Annotated in this window: 17 protein-coding genes and 1 tRNA gene; 9 read left to right on the top strand and 9 right to left on the bottom strand. The window is 55.9% G+C overall.

Features of this window, described 5'->3' with window-relative positions; all coding sequences use genetic code 11:
- Positions 1-57 precede the first annotated feature (57 nt).
- The 3 genes from metG to CPAR_RS06285 all read left to right on the top strand — a co-directional run bounded on the left by metG (position 58) and on the right by CPAR_RS06285 (position 3670).
- Entirely contained in the window at positions 58-2169 is a 2112-nt protein-coding gene (metG, locus tag CPAR_RS06295; RefSeq protein WP_012502481.1) for a methionine--tRNA ligase, read from the top strand.
- 47 nt (positions 2170-2216) lie between these two features.
- A tRNA-Met gene (locus tag CPAR_RS06290) sits at positions 2217-2292 on the top strand.
- Between the two features lie 175 nt (positions 2293-2467).
- Positions 2468-3670, top strand: coding sequence for an exo-beta-N-acetylmuramidase NamZ family protein (locus CPAR_RS06285; protein WP_012502480.1), 1203 nt, complete (start codon positions 2468-2470; stop codon positions 3668-3670).
- Here CPAR_RS06285 and cfa read toward each other — a convergent pair.
- The 7 genes from cfa to CPAR_RS06250 all read right to left on the bottom strand — a co-directional run bounded on the left by cfa (position 3633) and on the right by CPAR_RS06250 (position 12183).
- Positions 3633-4805 carry a cyclopropane fatty acyl phospholipid synthase gene (gene cfa, locus CPAR_RS06280; RefSeq protein ID WP_012502479.1) on the bottom strand — a complete coding sequence of 391 codons (1173 nt, stop codon included), beginning with the start codon at positions 4803-4805 and terminating at the stop codon, positions 3633-3635. The two genes, CPAR_RS06285 and cfa, sit on opposite strands and share 38 nt — an antisense overlap.
- A gap of 157 nt (positions 4806-4962) precedes the next feature.
- Complete coding sequence (locus CPAR_RS06275; protein WP_012502477.1) at positions 4963-5604, bottom strand: STAS domain-containing protein; 642 nt, start codon at positions 5602-5604, stop codon at positions 4963-4965.
- 246 nt (positions 5605-5850) lie between these two features.
- Complete coding sequence (gene miaA, locus CPAR_RS06270; protein WP_012502476.1) at positions 5851-6792, bottom strand: tRNA (adenosine(37)-N6)-dimethylallyltransferase MiaA; 942 nt, start codon at positions 6790-6792, stop codon at positions 5851-5853.
- Positions 6789-7388 (bottom strand): Maf family protein, encoded by a 600-nt coding sequence (locus CPAR_RS06265; protein ID WP_012502475.1) that lies wholly within the window; start codon positions 7386-7388, stop codon positions 6789-6791. Before CPAR_RS06265 ends, miaA begins: the two co-directional genes overlap by 4 nt.
- A 2-nt stretch (positions 7389-7390) precedes the next feature.
- The gene (locus tag CPAR_RS06260) at positions 7391-9151 is read right to left on the bottom strand and encodes a sodium:solute symporter family protein (RefSeq protein WP_012502474.1); all 1761 of its coding nucleotides are present in this window, start codon (positions 9149-9151) and stop codon (positions 7391-7393) included.
- A 149-nt stretch (positions 9152-9300) separates the two neighbouring features.
- The gene (locus tag CPAR_RS06255) at positions 9301-10215 is read right to left on the bottom strand and encodes a carbohydrate kinase family protein (RefSeq protein WP_012502473.1); all 915 of its coding nucleotides are present in this window, start codon (positions 10213-10215) and stop codon (positions 9301-9303) included.
- 45 nt (positions 10216-10260) lie between these two features.
- Positions 10261-12183 carry an alpha-amylase family glycosyl hydrolase gene (locus CPAR_RS06250; protein ID WP_012502472.1) on the bottom strand — a complete coding sequence of 641 codons (1923 nt, stop codon included), beginning with the start codon at positions 12181-12183 and terminating at the stop codon, positions 10261-10263.
- A gap of 115 nt (positions 12184-12298) precedes the next feature.
- Between CPAR_RS06250 and truA the strand changes: the two genes are divergently transcribed.
- The 6 genes from truA (at position 12299) to CPAR_RS06220 (ending at position 18772) form a co-directional block, all read left to right on the top strand.
- Positions 12299-13030 carry a tRNA pseudouridine(38-40) synthase TruA gene (gene truA / locus CPAR_RS06245; RefSeq protein WP_041466299.1) on the top strand — a complete coding sequence of 244 codons (732 nt, stop codon included), beginning with the start codon at positions 12299-12301 and terminating at the stop codon, positions 13028-13030.
- Between the two features lie 141 nt (positions 13031-13171).
- A complete protein-coding gene (locus CPAR_RS06240) occupies positions 13172-14497 on the top strand; it encodes a lytic transglycosylase domain-containing protein (protein ID WP_198002606.1) in 1326 nt (441 codons plus the stop codon).
- Between the two features lie 363 nt (positions 14498-14860).
- Positions 14861-16048 (top strand): ArsA family ATPase, encoded by a 1188-nt coding sequence (locus CPAR_RS06235; protein WP_012502469.1) that lies wholly within the window; start codon positions 14861-14863, stop codon positions 16046-16048.
- A 184-nt stretch (positions 16049-16232) separates the two neighbouring features.
- Positions 16233-17294, top strand: coding sequence for a 3-deoxy-7-phosphoheptulonate synthase (locus tag CPAR_RS06230; RefSeq protein WP_012502468.1), 1062 nt, complete (start codon positions 16233-16235; stop codon positions 17292-17294).
- Between the two features lie 33 nt (positions 17295-17327).
- On the top strand, positions 17328-17531 hold the full coding sequence (locus CPAR_RS06225; protein ID WP_012502467.1) for a YgaP family membrane protein: 204 nt from the start codon (positions 17328-17330) through the stop codon (positions 17529-17531).
- Between the two features lie 107 nt (positions 17532-17638).
- Entirely contained in the window at positions 17639-18772 is a 1134-nt protein-coding gene (locus CPAR_RS06220) for a GNAT family N-acetyltransferase (protein ID WP_012502466.1), read from the top strand.
- A gap of 134 nt (positions 18773-18906) precedes the next feature.
- Here CPAR_RS06220 and CPAR_RS06215 read toward each other — a convergent pair whose 3' ends face one another.
- On the bottom strand, positions 18907-19593 hold the full coding sequence (locus tag CPAR_RS06215; protein WP_012502465.1) for a TorF family putative porin: 687 nt from the start codon (positions 19591-19593) through the stop codon (positions 18907-18909).
- Between the two features lie 100 nt (positions 19594-19693).
- A complete protein-coding gene (locus CPAR_RS06210) occupies positions 19694-20035 on the bottom strand; it encodes a P-II family nitrogen regulator (protein WP_012502464.1) in 342 nt (113 codons plus the stop codon).
- Positions 20036-20053 lie beyond the last annotated feature (18 nt).

Raw genomic sequence — 20053 nt, 5'->3', positions numbered from 1 at the left:
TAAACGCATTTTTCCCCTTGCCGGGAGCTAGACCTATTTTCTGAAAGACCTTTCGATATGAGCCATACGTTCCAAAGGACGCTTGTCACGACCGCTCTTCCTTACGCCAACGGCCCGGTGCACCTCGGCCACCTCGCCGGGGTTTATCTGCCCGCCGACATTTACGTACGCTACAAACGCCTCTGCGGCCACGACGTGATCCACATCGGCGGCTCGGACGAGCACGGCGTGCCGATTACCATTACCGCCGACAAGGAGGGCATTTCACCGCAGGACGTGGTTGATCGCTACCACAAAATGAATGCGGATGCCTTCGCCAGGTGCGGTATCTCCTTTGATTATTACGGCCGCACCAGCGGGCCGGTGCATCACGAGACCGCTCGTGAGTTTTTCTCGGAAATCGAGAAAAAGGGGATTTTCGTCAAGAAGACCGAAAAGCAGTTTTTCGATCCGAAGGCGGGGCGCTTCCTCTCCGACCGCTACATCACCGGCACATGCCCGGTCTGCAAGACTCCCGGCGCGAACGGCGACCAGTGTGAGCAGTGCGGCACGCACCTCAGTCCGACCGAGCTGATCGATCCGAAGAGCAAGCTCTCCGATGCTACGCCGGAGTTGCGCGAAACCCTGCACTGGTACTTCCCGCTCGGGCGCTACCAGAAGCAGCTCGAAGCCTTTGTTGAACGGCACACCGGCGACTGGCGCTCCAACGTGGTGAACTACTCTCGCACGTGGCTCAACCAGGGCCTCGCCGACCGCGCCATCACCCGCGACCTCTTCTGGGGCATCTCGTTGCCGCTCGACTCCGAAGAGGCGAAGGGCAAGGTGCTCTACGTCTGGTTCGACGCCGTGCTTGGCTACATTTCATTCACGAAAGAGTGGGCCGAAAAGCAGGGCGACTCCGAACTCTGGCGGCGCTACTGGCAGGATCCGGAGACCCGCATCATCAACTTCATCGGCAAGGACAACGTCGTGTTCCACACGCTGATGTTCCCGGCGATTTTGATGGCCTGGAACGAGGGGCGCAGCGAGGGACGCTACGAGCTGGCCGACAATGTTCCGGCCTCCGAGTTCATGAACTTCGAGGGACGCAAGTTCTCCAAGTCGCGCAACTATGCGGTCTATCTCGGCGAGTTCCTCGAACGCTTCCCGGCGGACACGCTGCGCTACAGCATCGCGATGAACTACCCGGAGAACAAGGACACCGACTTCAGCTGGAGCGACTTCCAGAACCGCACCAACGGCGAGCTGGCCGACACGCTCGGCAACTTCATCAAGCGCTCGATCGACTTCACTAACTCGCGCTTCGGCGGCGAGGTGCCTGCGGACATCGATCTTGAAGCGTGGGACGGCCTCGGCATCGACTGGTTGGCGAGCTTCGGCAAGCTCGAAGCGGCCTACGAGGGCTTCCATTTCCGCGAGGCAACCGCACAGGCGATGGAGATTGCCCGCTTCGCCAACCGCTATCTCACCGAGAGCGAGCCGTGGAAAGTCATCAAGGTCGATCCGGAAGCCGCGGGCCGCACGATGGCCGTGTCGCTGAACCTTTGCCACACGCTCGCGCTGCTCTTCTGGCCGATCGTGCCTGAAACCGCCAATCGCATCTGGAAGATGCTCGGCTTCGAGGGCAGAATCGACGACCTGGTCGAACCCGGCAATCCGGTTTGGCGCAAGGCGCTCGAACCGGGGTTGAAGAAAGGGCACAAGCTGCTCGGTTCGTCGGAAATCCTCTTCTCGAAGATCGAAGACAAAGACCTCGAGCCCGAGCTGAAAAAGATCGAAGCCCTGCTTGCCGAAGCGGAGCGACGCGAAGCCGCCGAACAGCCTGCGCCGATGACCTTCAAGCCGGAGATCACCTTCGACGACTTCCAGAAAGTCGATCTGCGCGTTGCCAGAGTGATCGCATGCGAGCCGGTCAAGAAGGCCAACAAGCTGCTCAAGCTGCAATTGCAGGTCGGCTCGGAACAGCGCCAGGTGCTCTCGGGCATCGCGCAGCACTTCACGCCCGAACAGATGGTGGGCAAGAACGTTGTGCTGGTGGCCAATCTCGCCGACCGCACCATGCGGGGCGAGCTGTCGCAGGGCATGATTCTCGCCGTCGAGGGCGCCGATGGTCGCCTGTTTCTGCTGGAACCGCAGGGCGAGGGTATAAATGGGAACTCTGTCAGTTAATTGTTTGTTAATTACGATGGAAGTTGTACATTAAAAAGACTTTACATCGTGGGGTGGAGCAATTGGTAGCTCGTCGGGCTCATAACCCGAAGGTTGCAGGTTCAAGTCCTGTCCCCACCACCATTCAGAGGCCGCGCCATGTTGTGCGGCCTTTTTTTGTTTAGAGCCTCCGTGTTTTTTTACTGCTTTCGCAAAGTATATTGCCTTCGTTTAGCTTTTTTCTTATAGGACTTATACGACCTATAAGTTCTGTAAGAAGCAAGACCAATCCTCCGCAAATTTCCAGGGCTATTTCCTCATGGGCCGCATTACCTCTTTTTTGTTGTTTCTGCTTGTTCTTGCTGCTTCCACAGCCTATGCCGAGCCGTTCCGGTATGGGATTGACGTGCTTGATTCCGAAAGATGTTTGCAGCTTCAGGGTAAACGGGTGGGCATGATTACCAATGCCGTGTCGGTTTCGCGCTCCGGGGAGCCGGGCTATCAGGTGTTGCTGAGCAATGGCGTTGATCTGAAATTTCTCATGGCGCCGGAGCATGGCTTCACGCTTGAGCGGCAGGCGGGGGAGGCAGTCGGTAATGACGAAGTTGGCGGCAGCATTGCGGTCTATTCGCTCTACGGCAAGACGAAGCGCCCCGATCTTGAGCTTCTCAAAACTATCGATGTGCTGGTGTTCGACCTTCAGGACGCCGGTGTCCGCTGCTTTACCTACATCTCTACCATGAAGCTCGCCATGGAGGCGTGCCGTGACGCGGGGATCGTCTTCATGGTGCTTGACCGGCCGAATCCCATTGCGCCTATGCCAGTTTCCGGCTTCGTGCTGGATCCGGACTATGAGTCGTTTGTCGGAGCGGCTGAGCTGCCCTTCATTCACGGTATGACGGTGGGGGAGATCGCTACGTGGCTGCAACAGCGGGATTACCCGGAGCTTTCGTTGCAGGTTGTCCGCATGAGTGGCTATCGTCACGACTTGTTCGCCGACGCGCTTGAGGGGTACAGCTTCCGTTCGCCATCGCCCAATCTCCGTGACTTCGAGACGCTGCTGCTTTACCCGGCTACGGTCATGCTCGAAGCTACCGCAGTGAGCGAGGGGCGCGGCACCGAGGCTCCGTTCAAACTTTTCGGTGCCCCGTTTATCGACAGCGAAGTCCTGTTATCGGAACTGCAGCAATACGATTTACCGGGCCTTTCTCTTCAGCCGGCATCGTTCATCCCGTCGAGCAGCAAGTTTGCTGGGCTGACGTGCTACGGTATCCGCCTTGCCGTGACCGATCGTGCGATTTTCGATCCTTTCAGGATGCAAGTGGCGATTCTGCTGGTTTTGCAAAAGCTGTATCCCGACCAGCTCGACCTGAACAAGGAGTTTTTCGACAAGCTTGCCGGAACCGATCGCTATCGACATATGCTTGTCAGGAAGAAGCCGATCGACAAGATTCTCCATACTGCGCAGAAAGAGGTGCGCAAATTCAACGAGAAGAACCACGGTCGCTTTCTCTATCCCTGAACCCTGATGCGGATGGCTCGTGCGGAATCAGGCACTTGCCCCTGATGCCGCTCGGGCTGAGCAGAATCTGCCATAGCTGGATGGCGCGCGCCCGGAAAGCGCCCGAACAGCTTAACAGGTAGTAGCGCCACATGCGGTAGAACCGGTTATCATAGTTCTTTTCAAGTCGCGGCCAGTTGCGTCTGAAATTCTCTTCCCAGGCCTTGAGCGTCAGTGAGTAGTCGTGGCCGAAAGAGTGCCAGTCTTCGAGGATAAAGCAGCGTTCATACGCACGGGTGATCTGGCTGGCCGCGGGCAAAAGGGAGTTCGGGAAGATATATTTTTCGATCCAGGGATCGTTCGCCATTGAGGGGGTATTGCTGCCAATGCTCTGCACGAGGAGACGCCCATCGTGATGAAGGCAGTGACGGGCGGTTTCGAAAAAGGTGCGGTAGTTCCGATATCCCACATGTTCGAGCATGCCGAGGGAGACGATGCGGTCGAACGTGCCTTCGAGCTTGCGGTAATCCATCAGCCTGATTTCGACATCGAGGTTTGCGCAGAACTTCCTCGCGAAGCTTGCCTGTTCTTCGGAAACGGTAATGCCGACCACTTTCGCTCCATACTGTTCTGCGGCAAACCGCGCGGTTCCGCCCCAGCCGCAACCGATGTCGAGCAGCTTCATGCCCGGTTCGAGGCCGAGCTTGTTGAATACCAGCGTCAGCTTGTTGCGCTGCGCCTGAGCGAGTTCGCTGGTCTTGTTCCAGCAGGCGCAACTGTAGAGCATCAGGGGATCGAGCATAGCCAGGAAAAGGTCATTGCCCGCATCGTAATGCCGTTTGCCCACTGTGAAGGCTCGTGCGGGTTTTTGCAGGTTTCGAACCGTGCTCTGGAGCGTTTTGACCGCTTTGGTGAGCGTGACAAGCTGCTGGTCGATGCCGGAGGAGAGAATCCGGTAAAACAGCTCGTCGAGATCGTCGCACTCCCACCAGCCATCCATATAGGACTCGCCAAAGCCGAGGTTGCCCTCAAGCACGGTTTTTCTGAACATGCGGGGATCGTGCACGCGGACATCCCACGGATTGGGGCCGTCGATGGTTACACCTGCGGTGTCAAGAAGTGTTTTGAGCCGATCGCGAAAGAGGTCGTCAAGCATGGCAAGGCGCTCCTTTCTCTGGATAAAACAGTTCGTTTTTCAAGAGAAGGCGGCAAGGTACTGACCACCGTTCAAAAAATAGTGTAGACGCTAAAAAAAGTCAAATGGAGGGCTGGCGGATAGTGCTGCGTGTTGAGCTGGAAGCCGAGATGGGCAGTCAGTCCAAATGTTCGGATTTTTTTCTGACCGCCTTCACCGGTTGAGAATTTTTCTTCGGGCGGCCGCGCTTTTTCGGCGTTTTAGCCACTTTGCGGGGCTTGACTTCGGCTTCATCATCGTCCTCTTCGCGCTCGTTGCTGTCGTCGGTTGTTTCGTCGTCCATGTCGTCGAACGATTCGCTTTCGTATGCATCGTCGGGCAGAATATCGATCTCTTCGTTCACCTCATCGTCACCGTCGTTGTCATCATCATTTTGCTGCTGCCGGCGCGCCTTGCTGGCACGTTTACCTTTCAGGGCCGGTTCGATCAGGGTCATGACCTCGTTGATCGATGAGAAGATGAAGAGCTGTTTGTCCAGGTTGGCGAGTTTGAGCAGATCCTTGATCTGCTGGCAGAGCGAGACGAAAATAGCCAGCCCTTCTGAACTGTTGGCGCGCTGGTGGGCAAGAAGGATGGAACCTATGCCAGACGAGTCGATTGCCTTGACTTGTGAAAAATCGATGATGATGTTTCTGCTTGCCTCATCACTGACCATCGTATCGATTGTTGTCCTGAACCATTCGGCATGCCGGACATCAAAAACCTGCTCTTCGAGCTTGAGGATGGTCAACTCCTTGCGAGTCGATATGGAGTGTTTCATAAAAAAACTCCAGCGGAAAAACGGTAACTAATTTTTTTAAGGCATGTGAACAGCCTTTTCGCTCCACAATCAGTGAGGGATGGTTATACAATCGATGCGGAGCGACCCCTATCCCTATTATCGTACAAAATTCCATTCATTCAAATCATATTTTTTGCGATAGCGTAAAATATCGGTGGGAGTTGAGAGGGGAGGTGGGTGCGTTCAGAGCTTTATTGCGTAGAGGCAGGTGAATGTGGTAAAAGATCAGGCAATTTTCTCGCAAAGCGACTCAACCAGCGCCTCAATCCCGGCTTCATCAAGCGGGCCTTTTACCCATTCCACATCGAGTCGGTTACGGAAAAATGTCAACTGGCGTTTGGCATAGTTGCGGGTGTGCTGGGCGATAAGGGCTTCAGCGGTCTCCAAATTGTACAGCCCTTCGAAGTGTTCGAAGAGTTCGCGATAGCCAACGGTAGCAAGGGCGTTGAGTTTTTTGCTGCGCCATTCGTCACGAAACTTGTCGAAAAGATGGCGGGTTTCGGCTTCGAGTCCGGCGTGCATCATTTCGCTTGTGCGTCGGTTGATGCGCTCGTAGAGCACTTCGCGGGGCAGATCGAGGGCGATGACGGTGAACTCGATGCCGGGCGGCGGGCCGGAGGTTTTGCGTTGCAGGGCGGTGACCGTCGTTCCCGAAATTTCGATGATTTCGAGGCTCCGGATGAGGCGCTGGGTTTTGGTGGGGTCGAGGGTTTTGGCCTGCTCCGGGTCGAACGCTTCGAGCCGTCGGTAGAGCGCTTCTGCGCCGTGCAGCTCAAGTTCATGCTTCAGCCGCGCTCTGATCTCCGGATTGGATTGCGGCAGTTCGGCGAAGCCTTTGAGCAGGCCTTCGAGGTAGAGCGTCGAGCCGCCCGCCACGATAGGTGTAATGCCGCGCTGACGTAGTTCGCGGATTCTCTCTGCCGCCTGTTCTGCGAAATCTCCCGCGCTGAAGGGTTCGCCGATCTCCTTTTCGTCGATGAAATGGTGTTTGACTTCATTGAGCATCCACTTCGGCGGCTTGGCGGTGCCGATGTCCATGCTGCGATAGATCTGGCGCGAGTCGGCCGAGATGATTTCTCCGCCGGTTTTACGGGCGATGCGGAAGGCCAGCTCCGTTTTGCCGGAGGCGGTGGGGCCGAGGATGACGAGGACAGGTTTCTGGCTCATCGATTCGCGTCCAGTGGGAAGAGTGGTTTGAGCGCGGCGTACACTTTCGAGACCGGCAGGCCGACGACGTTGTAGTAGCAGCCGTCGATGCCGGTGACGAAGCAGGCGAGCAGCGGGTCCTGAATGCCGTACGATCCGGCTTTGTCGAACGGTTTCATCACTTCGATGTAGCGGGTGATCTCTCCGGGCGTCATCGCGCCGATCTCGACGATGGTGCGGGCGTAGTCCGTGATTGCCTTGCCATCGTGCAGGATACAGAAGCCGGTGAGCACCTCGTGGCTGCGGCCTTGCAGCGCGGAGAGCATCTCAAAGGCGTGGTCGGCGTCGCCGGGTTTTCCGAGCGCGGCGCCATCGAGCACTACCGTGGTGTCCGATCCGAGTACGATCGCTTCGCCAGCGTCTTGCGGCAACGTCCACATTACGGCTTCGGCCTTCTGCTTCGAGATCGCCATCACGTTCTTCTCGACTGTCAGCGCCGGGTCGAAGGTTTCATCGATCTCGACCGAGGCGGTTTCGAACGGAATTCCCGTCATGGCGAGCAATTCCCGACGTCGCGGCGATTGCGAGGCGAGGATGAGTTTGCGGCGCGAGGTCATTGTTAATCGAAGGTTTTCCAGTTTCTCTTCGACAGGTCGCGGTAGATCATTACGCCAGCCAATGCTCCGGCGGCGTAGTAGAGCGCGGCAGCCAGCGGTTCGCCAAAGATCAGTTTGCCGGTTCCGAACAGTGTGGCGTAAACCAGCACGATGCCGAAAAACCAGTTGGCAAAAAGGGCCGGGAAGCCGGTGTCGCCTTGTACGTCAGGAAGTTCGTCGGCCACCGGTTTCCACAGCGCTCCGCCAACCCTCGTGGTGCGGTAGAAGGCGTGCAACGTTGATCTGTCAGTTGGTTTGGTGAGCCAGGTGACGGCGAGGGTTACGGCAATCGTGAAGAGCACGATGATGTAGATTGACTCGGGGAACACGATCGTGGTGAACTGGCTGATCCAGGTGTATGCAACGATCGGCGCGACCATCGAGGTGATCTCCGACCAGGCGTTGAGCCGCCACCAGAACCAGCGCATGATCAGCACGAAGCCTGTGCCCGCGCCGCACTGGATGATGAACTCCCAGGCGCCGGTGATGGTCTCCAGCACGTAGAACGTGATGTAAAGGGCGAAGATCGCCGTGATCGCCGTGACGATCCGCGACATCAGCACGTAGTGGTTCTGTTCAGCCTCCGGCTTGACGAAGCGCTTGTAAAGGTCGTTGATGAGGTAGCTCGTGCCCCAGTTCAGGTGGGTCGAGAGCGTTGACATGTAGGCCGCCATGAAGGCTGCGATGAGCAGGCCCTTCAGTCCGGCGGGCAGCACGGCGTTCATGACATACACGAAGCCGTCCTCCTTCTGACCGGCGGGCAGGTGAGGGAACATCACGAGGCTCGCCAGGCCGACGACGATCCATGGCCACGGGCGTACGCAGTAGTGCGCAATAGTGAACCAGAGCGTCGCCAGCAGCGAGTTTTTTTCGTCCTTGGCGCTCATCATGCGCTGGGCGATGTAGCCGCCGCCGCCCGGCTCCGCGCCCGGATACCACGACGACCACCACTGCACGAACGCCATAGCAGCAAAGGCGGTGAAGGGCAGGGCGTAGGCTCCGGTCGCCGATGTGTTGACGGTCGAAGAGAACGACGGGAAGAAGTCGAACATCCAGCCAGGCAGGGCCTCTTTCAGGCCGCCAGCCGCCGTAACCTGCGGCGAGTTGACCGCCAGCACTGCGAGGACGATGCAACCACCCATCGCGATGATGAACTGCACGGCATCGGTGATTGAAACGCCCCACAGGCCAGACATGCCGGAGTAGATCGCCGTGAAAATCACGAGCCCCACGATGGTGAGCTGCGGGTCTAGGCCGGGGATCATGATCTTGATGATTTTGAACATGGCCAGGTTCACCCACCCGATGATCACCGCGTTGATGAAGAGGCCGAAATAAATCGCCTTGAAGCCGCGCAGAAAGCTCGCAGCCTTGCCGCTGTAGCGCAGCTCGATGAATTCGAGGTCGGTTAGAATGTTTGCCCGTCGCCAGAGCCGGGCGAAAAAGAACACCGTAAGCATTCCACCCGACACGAACGTCCACCACACCCAGTTCCCCGCGATGCCGTTTTTGGCAACAAACCCCGCCACGGCGAGCGGTGTGTCGGCGGCGAACGTTGTGGCAACCATGCCGGTACCTGCGATCCACCACGGTAGCTTGCGTCCCGAAAGGAAGAACTCGCCAACGTTTTCGGATGCCCGCCTTGAAAAGAACAGGCCGACCAGCAGGGTTAACAGCAGGTAACCCGCAATGAATGAGATGTCCAGTGGGGTGAGTTGTGCCATGGTCGTGTGTTGGGTTTGGTGCCTTTTCAGGAATGTGGTGGGCGGTTATCCATGTTGTCCATTGGGTCTATTTTGCCCATCAAATCCACCGTGATTACTCACAAGGGCGGTTCACAAACCGCCCCTGCAAGTTGCGCGCCGGTTCTTTGTTACGCCTCTATGCGCGACAGTTCTAGGAAGCTCTGGTAGCGGTCGTCTACTTCGAGCAGGTTGAGATCGTTGTAGCGGTATGGGCCGAACTGCTCCACGCAGAAGCTGGCCATCGCGCTGCCGTAGAGCACGGCTTTGCGCATCTCGGCTTCGCTGGTGTTGCCGCAGCGGGCCAGGTGGCCGATGAAGCCGCCTGCGAAGGTGTCGCCAGCGCCGGTCGGGTCGTAGATCGATTCGAGCGGGAAGGCCGGAGCTGCGAAAATACCGTTGTCGGTGAAGAGCAGGGCACCGTGTTCGCCCTTTTTGATGATGAGGGTTTTCGGACCCATCTCGCGGATGATGCGGGCGGTCTTGACCAGATTCGGTTCGCCGGAGAGCAGGCGGGCTTCGCTATCGTTGACGATGAAGACGTCCACACGTGCGAGCACTTTTTTCAGCTCCTCGGGTTTGCCTTCGATCCAGAAGTTCATGGTGTCGCAGACGACCAGCTCCGGGTCGGTGATCTGGTCGAGCACTTTGAGCTGCAACTCGGGATCGATGTTGCCGAGGCACACATACTTCGCGTCGCGGTACTGCGTCGGGACATGCGGGTCGAACTCGGCGAAGACGTTCAGCTGCGTGTCGAGCGTGTCACGGGTGTTCATGTCGTAGTGGTAACGGCCCGCCCAGCGGAAGGTTTTGCCATCCTCGATGACCTGGATGCCCTTGGTGTCGATGTTCTTGGAGTGGAGCAGGTCGAAGTGCTCTTTTCCGGAATCGGAACCCACGACGCCGACCATTTTGATCGGTTCGTCGGTGAAGTAACTGGCCGACAGCGCGATGTAGGTCGAAGAGCCGCCGAGGGTGTTGTCAGAACGGCCAAAAGGAGTTTCGATGTCGTCGAAAGCGAGGGATCCAATGACGAGAAGTGACATGATGTGATGATAGTTAAATGGTTTACTGGAAAAATTTTTTCGGAATTACTCTTCATCCGTGCCGGGTAGTTCGAACAGCACACACTGACCGGGAGCGAAATCGATCACGAGCTTGTGATCGGAAACCGTCAGCGTTCGCCCGGTGATCAGCTCTTCGAACTCCATCTCTTGCTGACCGAACTCCATTGTGCCGGTGACCGGCTCTTCGAAGTTGCTGTTACCGACGAAGACAAGGTTTTTGCCACCCGATTTGCGCATGACGGTCAACAACTGCAGATCGGAGATGTAGGGCTGCGTGATCGAGCCTTTGTCGCCGCAGCGGATGAGATCGAAGTACTGCTGCCGGATGTCGAGCACCTTGCGGATGTCGTCGCAGAGCGGGTCGAGGCCATTCGTTTTCGCCCAGTCGCAGGCAGCGGGCGCGAAGAGCGGCAGCGTCTCGGCGGGGAAGCGCTGGCGGTCGTCGTCGGTGAAGTTCAGGCCGAGGTTAACAGGATGCCACTCGCAAATTTCCATGCCGGAGTGGATGAACGGCATGGCCGGAAGCACTGCGCCAAGCGTGAAGAGGAAGAGCGAGCGGCGGCGCCCGGCCTCTTTGCCCGCGAGGTTATGGCAGACTCTCGGCGTGTTGTGGTTCTCGCCCGTGGCGAAAAACGGGATCGCTACGCCGTTGCGGTTCAGGAAGTTGAGCAGCCCCTTGATGAAGAGCACATCGTGAATCACGAAGGGCAACGAGCCGAAGACGGCGTTGAACCCCTCCTCCTTCAGCTTCGGCGACGGGTCGAAGTTTTCATCCCAGAAGGCAAACTCTGGCGCACCTTTGCGAGCTTCAGCCACGATGGATGCCTTCAGTTCCGGCGGCAGGGCATGGCCCATATCGATCATCGCGCCGTCGATGCCGAACTCTTTGCGGTAGTGCGGAATGATGCCCGTAATCTCCCGCCAGAGCTTCATGGCGCGGAACTCGGGCTGTTCGAGCGCCTCGTCGTACATCCGTATCGTGTTGTAGGCAATGTAGTTAAAACGCGGCGAATCGTGCAACTTCAAATAGGTGACGTCGGTCCACGGTGGCTGGCGGTCGTCCGGCGGCCAGTCCGAGAAGGCGCTCGCGATGACGCATTCACCGCCGTCATCGGTCGTGCCGGTGTAGCCGTTCGCACCGAGTGTGAGCTTCTCCGGAGCCGGGACGAAGCGGTTGCGGTACGTCTCATCCGGTTCAGGAAGCTCGTGGAAGTCGTGCTTGTCCACCTGCTCGTAGATGCGCGTCAGCTTGTCGTCCTCGAATGCCGGAGCACTGTAGGGCGGCAGGCTCTCGCCGGATTTGATCCAGTAGAACCACTCGGGATGTTTTTCGATCCAGTCGCTGTCGATTGATGCCGTGCGGAAAACGAACTCGAAGACGACCCTCATGCCGAGGTGGTGTGACGCTTCGACGAGCGCTCTGAGCTGCGTTTCAAGCGACAGGTCGAGCACCGGTTCACCGAGGGTTTCGTCGAGCTTGTACTGGTTTTTGATCGCATACGGCGAGCCGAGCGAACCCTTTCGGTTGACTGCCCCGATGCTGGTCAGCGGCAGGAGGTAGAGCGTGTTGACGCCCATTCGCTGGATATACGGCAGCATCGCGATTGCCTTGAGCAGCGTGCCGGTTTCGCGGAATCCCTCCGGCAGCGCATCCGTGCCGATGTGCCCGTCCAGGTTGTGATCGAACGCGGCATCGTACCTGACGAAAAGGTTGTACACCGTTGCCGAAGCGCTCCAGTCGGCATCGTCCGGCCCGGTGTTCAGGGCGCAAGGCGGCGCATTTCGGATGGCGTTGAGCGTGTCGCCGTAGTAGTCAACCGGATCGACCATTGACACGCCGGTTGTGCCGTTGTGCCAGAGGTTCGGCACGGCATATCGGTGCGAATAGCTGCTGCGGTCAGCTGTTGCCAGTGATGCGAGAAGCAGGTCGAGGGATGGTATTGTCAAGCTGTTAGCCGGTTTTTCAGGATCGATGAGGCGAAAATTATGGCTAAAGATAATTATTATCGGGAAAAGAATAGCGGAACGATTGACGGTAGAGAGTGAAATGGGCGGAAGGTCGATGAGAACCATCAGGATGCAGATCGAGTACGACGGCACCGATTACTCGGGGTGGCAGCGGCAGCCGGGTGACGTAGTGACCGTGCAGGGCGAGATCGAGCGCGTGCTCGGACGCATCACGCAGGAACCGGTGAGCATCGATGGCGCAGGCCGAACCGACAGGGGAGTGCACGCGCGCGGGCAGGTAGCGAGCTTTGCGGTCGCTTCGGAAATGCCACTTGGACGCATGATGCACTCGGCCAACTCGCTGTTGCCTTCGACGATTCGCATCACCTCCATGCGGCAAGTGCCGGAGTCGTTCCACGCGCGCTTCAGCGCTACCTCGCGGGAGTACCGCTACGTTCTGCTCGAACGTCCCTCGGCCATCGACTCCCGCTTCGCCGGGTGCTCGCACGGCAAGCCGGATGTGGTTTTGATGAACCGGCTGGCGGCGATGCTGGTCGGAACCCATGATTTCGCAGCCTTCTCGAAAGAGACCCCTGACCAGCAGGGAACGCTTTGCACGGTCACGGAGGCGCGCTGGTACCGCTCTGGGCGATTCCACGTTTTCCGCATCGAGGCGAACCGTTTTCTCCGCAGCATGGTGCGCTTTCTTGTCGCCGGGATGATCGAGGTTGGGATGGGGCGGCTTAGCGAAGAGGAGTTCTCCCGGATGCTTGTCGATGGAGGGCGCCCCGCGTCGCTGGTTCCTGCCGATCCTGCCGGGCTTTTTCTCTGGAAGGTTCGGTATTGATTCCTGCACGAGCTGCGAGTGCTTTGGCAATTTCCCTCGCTTGTAATAATCGGGCCGTCTGGTTATGTTAAATTTTAGGTTGTTTGCGCCATGACTTGCTTCCGTTCTGATTTTATTCATCTGCTTAACTCGGCCAAACTTGTGAAGAACTTTCTGCAGTCAGGGTTTTTTCTTTTCTGCGTCATCGTGCAGATTGCATGCTTCCGCTCCGATGCGTTTGGGGAGCAATATTACAGCGTTCCGGAGATGCGGGCTTCGCGGGTGAATGCCATGCTCGACAGCCTGGTGCGCACCACCTATGTGCAGCCCGACCGTTTTTATTCTGAAAGAACTGCCTCGGGTGGTGATGTTTTTCCCGAAGAGTTCATCCCTCAGTTCACCGATTCTGTTTACGTTTCCAGGATTGCCGGGCTTGCCAGAAAAAGCAGGTTCAATCTGGTCTATAATCAGCACGTCAAAGGCTTTATCCGCGTCTATGCGGTGGATAAGCGGAAGGCCGTTTCAAAAGTACTTGGCCTGACCAGCATCTATTTCCCGTTGTTCGAGGAGAAGCTCCGCGAGTACAATATTCCTCCGGAGATGAAGTATCTGCCCATTGTGGAGTCTGCGCTGAATTCTACCGCTGTTTCCCGTGCAGGAGCGCGGGGGCTGTGGCAGTTCATGAGTGGCACGGGCAGGATGTATGGCCTGCAAACCTCGTCGTTCATCGAAGACCGCTACGATCCCACCAAGGCGACGGTTGCCGCGTGTGAACATCTCAACGATCTTTACGACATGTTCGGCGACTGGTTTCTGGTGCTTGCAGCATACAACGCCGGTGCCGGTAATGTGAGGAAGGCAATCAGGAAGGCAGGTGGAGCCCGCGATTTCTGGGAGATATTCCCGTACCTTCCGCAGGAAACGCGGGGATACGTTCCGGCTTTCATTGCCGTGAATTATGTGATGAACTTCTACAGCGACCACAATATCAAGTCGGTAGAGCCCAGCTATCGCTATTCGGAGACCGAACGGGTACCGGTCAGGACTGCTCTTACCTTCGAGCAGCTCCACGAAACCATCGGTGTGCCGATGGAGGACTTGGCATTTCTGAATCCGCAGTACACGGCCGGCCTGATTCCTTCGCCAGAATCAGTACCGAACATGATTCGCCTGAACAGGCGCCATGCACAGATGTTCCGGGATAAAGAACGGGATATTTACGCTTACCGTCCGGAACTGGTGGCTGAAAAGGAGCGTCAGTATGCGATGGCGCGCAGCACCGAATGCCAGAAGGAGGTTGTCAGTCAAAGCCGCCGCAGTGGCCGCAAAGTGCATGTGGTCAGGCAGGGAGGCTCACTTTCAAAGATTGCCCGCAGATATGGCTGTTCTGTCAGTCAGCTCATTTCCTGGAATAATCTGAAAAGTTCTACGCTGAAACCGGGCCAGAAGCTCGTGGTCTTTAAGTCTGTTTCGGGTGACAGGGGATGACGCATTCCTTGAAGGAAGCAGCGGCACGGTTTGTAATAACCTCGCAACAAGCTGACGGGGTGGGTTCCGATAAAACAGTTGGATGCTTACTTTACCCCTTCAGCCACAGTTCTGCGATGGGTAGCAGCATTCCTGGTCGCCAGTAAGGCTGGCTTTTCCGGTACGGTTGTGAATGAGCGTGCCGAAGTGCTTTGGTGAGGGAGTTGATTGCCGAAGGAGTTAATTCCGTGGCACTTGTTCTTCTTGTCATTGCAAGTTTTTTCTTATCTTAGCTTTTCAAATTTTGCACGCATCGGATGCCCGGTTCTTTCCGGGATAAGGACAGTTTTTTTAACCACCAACAAAGGGTACTTAACACAGCGTATGCGTAATATCATTTTCACCGGCAAGGGTGGCGTCGGCAAAACTTCAGTTGCAGCAGCGACAGCCCTGAGAGCAGCAGATATGGGTTACAAAACCCTCATCATGTCTACCGACCCGGCCCATAGCCTCGGTGACTCTCTCGATGTAGAACTTGGCCCCTCTCCCGTTAAAATCACGGAGAACCTCTGGGGTCAGGAGGTCAGCGTTTTCGGTGACCTTAACCTGAACTGGGATGTAGTCAGGGAGCATTTCGCCCACCTCATGGCTTCGCGTGGTATCGAGGGCGTTTATGCTGAAGAGATGGGTGTTCTTCCGGGTATGGAGGAGCTCTTCTCACTTTCGTATATCAAGCGCTACAACGAGGAGCAGAAGGATTTCGATCTTCTGGTGGTTGACTGCGCTCCGACCGGTGAGACCCTCAGGCTGCTTTCGCTGCCCGAGACCTTCGGCTGGTTTATCAAGTTCATCCGCAACGTCGAGAAGTACATGGTCAAGCCGATGATTCGACCGCTCTCCAAGAAGGTCAAGAAGCTCGACGATTTCGTCGCTCCCGAAGAGGTGTACGAGAAAGTCGACAACCTGTTCTCTTCGACCGAGGGCATTATCGATCTTTTGGCCGATGGCACCAAAACCACCATGCGCCTTGTGATGAACCCGGAGAAGATGGTCATCAAGGAGTCGATGCGTGCGCTGACCTACCTGAACCTCTACGGTATCACGGTCGACAGAATCACCATCAACCGAGTCATGCCCGACAAGAGCCCCGACCCGTACTTCCAGCAGTGGCGTGGCATCCAGCAGAAATATATCGACCAGATCAACGATGCCTTCGCACCGATTCCGGTTGCTGAAGTACCGCTGTTCAACAACGAGGTGGTCGGTCTGGAGATGCTCCGCAAGGTTGGCGAGAAGGTCTATGGAGACGACAACCCGCTGGATGTCTTCTTCAAGGAGAACCCGATCAACGTCATCAAGAACTCCGAAGGCCACTACACGGTTCGCGTCAAGCTGCCGTTCATGGAGAACATGGGCCTTGAGCCGAAAATCATGAAGCTCGGCGATGACCTGACCATCCGTATCGGTGACTATCAGAAGATTGTGGCGCTTCCGATCTTCCTGGCCGGCATGGAGTCTACCGGTGCTTCGTTCGAGGGCGGCTGGCTCAATATCGAGTTTACCAAGGAGTAAGAGCTCCTTTCTTTCATACCCCATTGGAGGAACAGGAGAACCTGCCAGCGTGGCAGGTTTTCCTGTTTAGGGACGTATGTTGCAGCCGCAAGGGAATTTACACGCGACGGCTCCCGTTATTCTGGTTGATTTATTATCTTCCTCACATATTGTGTATAATTGACGATTTTTCTGAGTACTACGAATGCAGCAATTACAGGATTTACGAGTTTCAAATATCATCACGCTCTCTGCGCCTCGGGAACTGAAGGAGAAGTTGCCCGTGACCGAGCATATCGCCGATACGGTTTTTCAGGCAAGGCGTGAAGTAGAGGATATTCTTACTGGCAAGGACTCGAGGATGCTGGTCATCGTCGGGCCCTGTTCCATCCATGACATCGATGCAGCCAAGGAGTATGCTACCCGGCTTCTTTCCTTGCGTGAAGAGCTCAAGGAGCAGTTCTGCATCGTGATGCGTGTCTATTTTGAAAAGCCGAGAACAACGGTTGGATGGAAAGGCTTTATCAACGATCCTCATCTGAACGATACCTATGATATCGAGCATGGGCTCTACCATGCGCGCAAGCTGCTGCTCGAGTTGAACAAGCTGGGTTTGCCGGCGGCAACCGAGTTTCTGGACCCCATTACGCCACAGTACGTGGCTGACCTGATCAGTTGGGCCGCTATCGGTGCCCGTACGATCGAGTCGCAGACCCACCGCCAGATGGCGAGCGGCCTTTCGATGCCGGTTGGTTTCAAGAATTCAACCGATGGACGGCTTCAGGTGGCCATCGACGCGATTCATTCGGCGATGCACCAGCACAGTTTCCTGGGGATCGATCAGAACGGCAGGAGCAGTGTTATTACCACCAAGGGAAATCCTTTTGGTCATCTCGTGCTGCGCGGCGGATCGAAAGGGCCTAATTACGATGCCGAGAATGTTACCAGAGCTGAAAAGCAGCTTCAGAAAGCCAAGCTTTCACCTTACTTGCTTGTCGATTGCAGCCATGCCAATTCCGGCAAGAAGTTCGGTAATCAGGTCAAGGTCTGGGAGGATATTCTTGCCCAGAAGGAGAACGGCAACAAGAGCATTGCAGGTGTTATGATCGAAAGCAACATCTGTTCCGGGAACCAGCCGATTCCGGACAACCGTGAAGAGTTACAGTATGGCGTCTCCATTACCGACGAGTGCGTCTCCTGGGAGGAGACTGCCAAGATGCTTCGCGATGGTGCTGATTTTATGAAGCGCATCAGCGCGACGGTTTAACGAACATTTATTTAATCATTAAGTTTTTAAGCGATGAATATCGATAGAGTTGTCTATGCCGTGGCCGGATTTTTTATTCTGGCCAGTGTTCTTCTTTCTCAATACCATGATATTCGCTGGCTCTGGTTCACCGGATTTGTGGGTCTGAACCTTTTCCAGGCAGCATTTACCGGCTTCTGTCCCCTTGCCAAAGTTCTCAAGGCGCTTGGCGTGGAGCCCGGGCAGGCGTTTAAATAACGTCCCAATTTTTCAGCCCCCGGCCGTTTCAACGCTGGCCGGGGGCAGCCCTTTCAGCGGGGGCGGCCTTTTCTCCGCTGTGAACGTCTTAACCCGATCAGATCGACATGAGCATCGAAATCAGGCGCGTCAATACCAGGCATGAGCGGAAGCAGTTCATCAAGTTTGCGTGGAAAATCTATCGCAAAGATCCGGAGCTGAATCGTAACTGGGTGCCGCCGGTCGTGTCGGATTACATGAAGACTCTCGATACTGAAAAGTACCCCCTCTACGAACATGCCGACCTGGCCATGTTCACCGCATGGAAGGAGGGCATCATGGTTGGAACGATTGCTGCCATTCAGAACCGCCGTCACAACGAGATTCATCAGGATAAGGTTGGTTTCTGGGGCTTTTTCGAGTGCATTGACGACCAGAAAGTGGCTGACGCCCTTTTCGAAGCGGCCGCCATGTGGCTCAAGAGCAAAGGGCTCGATACAATGCGGGGCCCGGTGAGCCCGTCGATGAACGATCAGTGCGGTATGCTCACCAAAGGCTACGACAGCCCGCCGGTGTTCCTGATGCTTTACAATCCTCCCTACTACAACGAACTTTGCCTGAACAGCGGCCACAAGATTGGCCAGGAGTTGCTTGCCTGGTATATCGACCAGAAGATGATCGATATCACCCGCCTGAGCCGCATCGCGCAGCACGTACTGAAGCGCGAGGGGTTGAGCGTCCGGGATCTCGACATGAAGCGCTTCGACAGTGAGATCGAAAAGATCAGGGAGATTTACAACAAGGCCTGGGAGAAGAACTGGGGCTTCGTGCCTATGACAGACAAAGAGTTCGATTTCATGGCCAAGAGCCTCAAACCGCTGGCTGATCCCCATTTCATTTATTTCGTGGAAGACAAGGATGGCAAAACCATCGGCTTCTCGCTTTCCCTGCCCGACATCAATCAGGCGCTCAAGCATGTGAACGGCAATCCTTTCACGCCGTGGGGGCTGGTCAAGTATCTCTGGTACAAGCGCAATATCTCCACATACCGTACCATTACGATGGGGGTGTTGCCTGAATACCGCAACAAGGGTATCGACAGCATCATGAACGCGCGTATTTCGGAATATGGCGGCAAACACGGCCTGTTCGCCAGCGAGATGAGCTGGGTGCTCAAGTCCAACGAAGCCATGAGCAAGCTCGCCAAGGTCATTGGCGGCATACCCTACAAAGAGTATGTGATCTATGAAAAGGCGATCTGAGGAAGGTCGGAGTTCCGCTTTGGTTTGACAGGCAAAGTGGACAATGTGGCGGAGGAAAAATCGTTTTCAGCACAAAACAAAAAAGGAGCCTAATGGCTCCTTTTTTGTTAACCTAACAAAGAACGTTTCCACACTTAGAACGAGGCCATGAAGACCAGGTAAGAATTTTCGGTATCCGGGTTGTAGATAGCCGAAGCGGTGTAGCGGTCTTTCGACACAGCGATACCGGTGTTGACCAGAGCAAGTTTCTTGCCTTCGCCATCACCATAGTAGCCTTCGTTACCGAGACCTGCGACAGCTTTGGCGGTGTAGCCATCCTTATCGTAGAACTGGTAACCAGCTTCGCAGTACCATGCGTTGTCATAGTCGTTGCCTGCGACGAACACGGCGGCCATCAGGTCGATATTTGCATAGGTACCGCTGGCGCTGATTTCGATGGTGTTGTTGCCATTTTCACCGAAGTCGAAGGTGTTGCCTTCTTCAGGATCGCCGTTGTAGTCGGTTACAGCAAGGGTGACAGGGCCAACCGGCATGCTGATGGTGAGATCAACTTCTTTATAACGGTCCTTGGGATCAGGCCAGGTTCCGCTGTTTTCCGAGAGAGCATAGGAGCCCCAAAGGCCGACGGAAAGACCGTTTTCGAAGGTGTAGGAAAGGCTGGGCTGGATCGCAGCGGAATCACCGAGATCGCTACCTCTCCAGACATAGCTGCTGACGATGTCTGCGCCGAGCTCAAAACCTTCAGCTGCCATTGCGTTGCTTGAGCCGAAACCTGCGAACAGAACTGCGGCGAGTGCAATCAGTTTTGCTGTCTTTTTCATTTGACAATAACTCCTTACGTTTACTGTGGTGTTATGGTTTGTGTGTACATACCGGGAGCTCCCGCCACACGAAAGCTCCCGAAAAGGTCAGAATGCTGGATTAACCGATGGCGCTGTTGCCTTTTTCTTCGGTTCTGATCCGAATGCATTCCGGAAGGTCGAATATAAAAATTTTTCCGTCACCAATCTCACCTGTTTTTGCTCCTTTTATGATTGCTTTTACCGTAGTGTCAACAAATTCATCATTGATACCGATCTCAAGCTTGAGCTTTTTCAGGAGATTGACCTCACTCGGGACGCCGCGATAGACCTCGGTGTAACCACCCTGAGCGCCGCATCCGAGAGCGTTGGTAACGGTCATTTTTCGAACCCCGGCGTCGGCAAGGCTTTTTTTCACGTCCGACAGCTTGTGGGGCTGGATCATTGCTACAATGTATTTCATTGCTTAGGCTCCGTTTAA

It is taken from the genome of Chlorobaculum parvum NCIB 8327, assembly GCF_000020505.1.
Classification (GTDB): Bacteria; Bacteroidota; Chlorobiia; order Chlorobiales; family Chlorobiaceae; genus Chlorobaculum; species Chlorobaculum parvum_A.
This window is presented reverse-complemented; position numbering and strand designations above follow the sequence as displayed.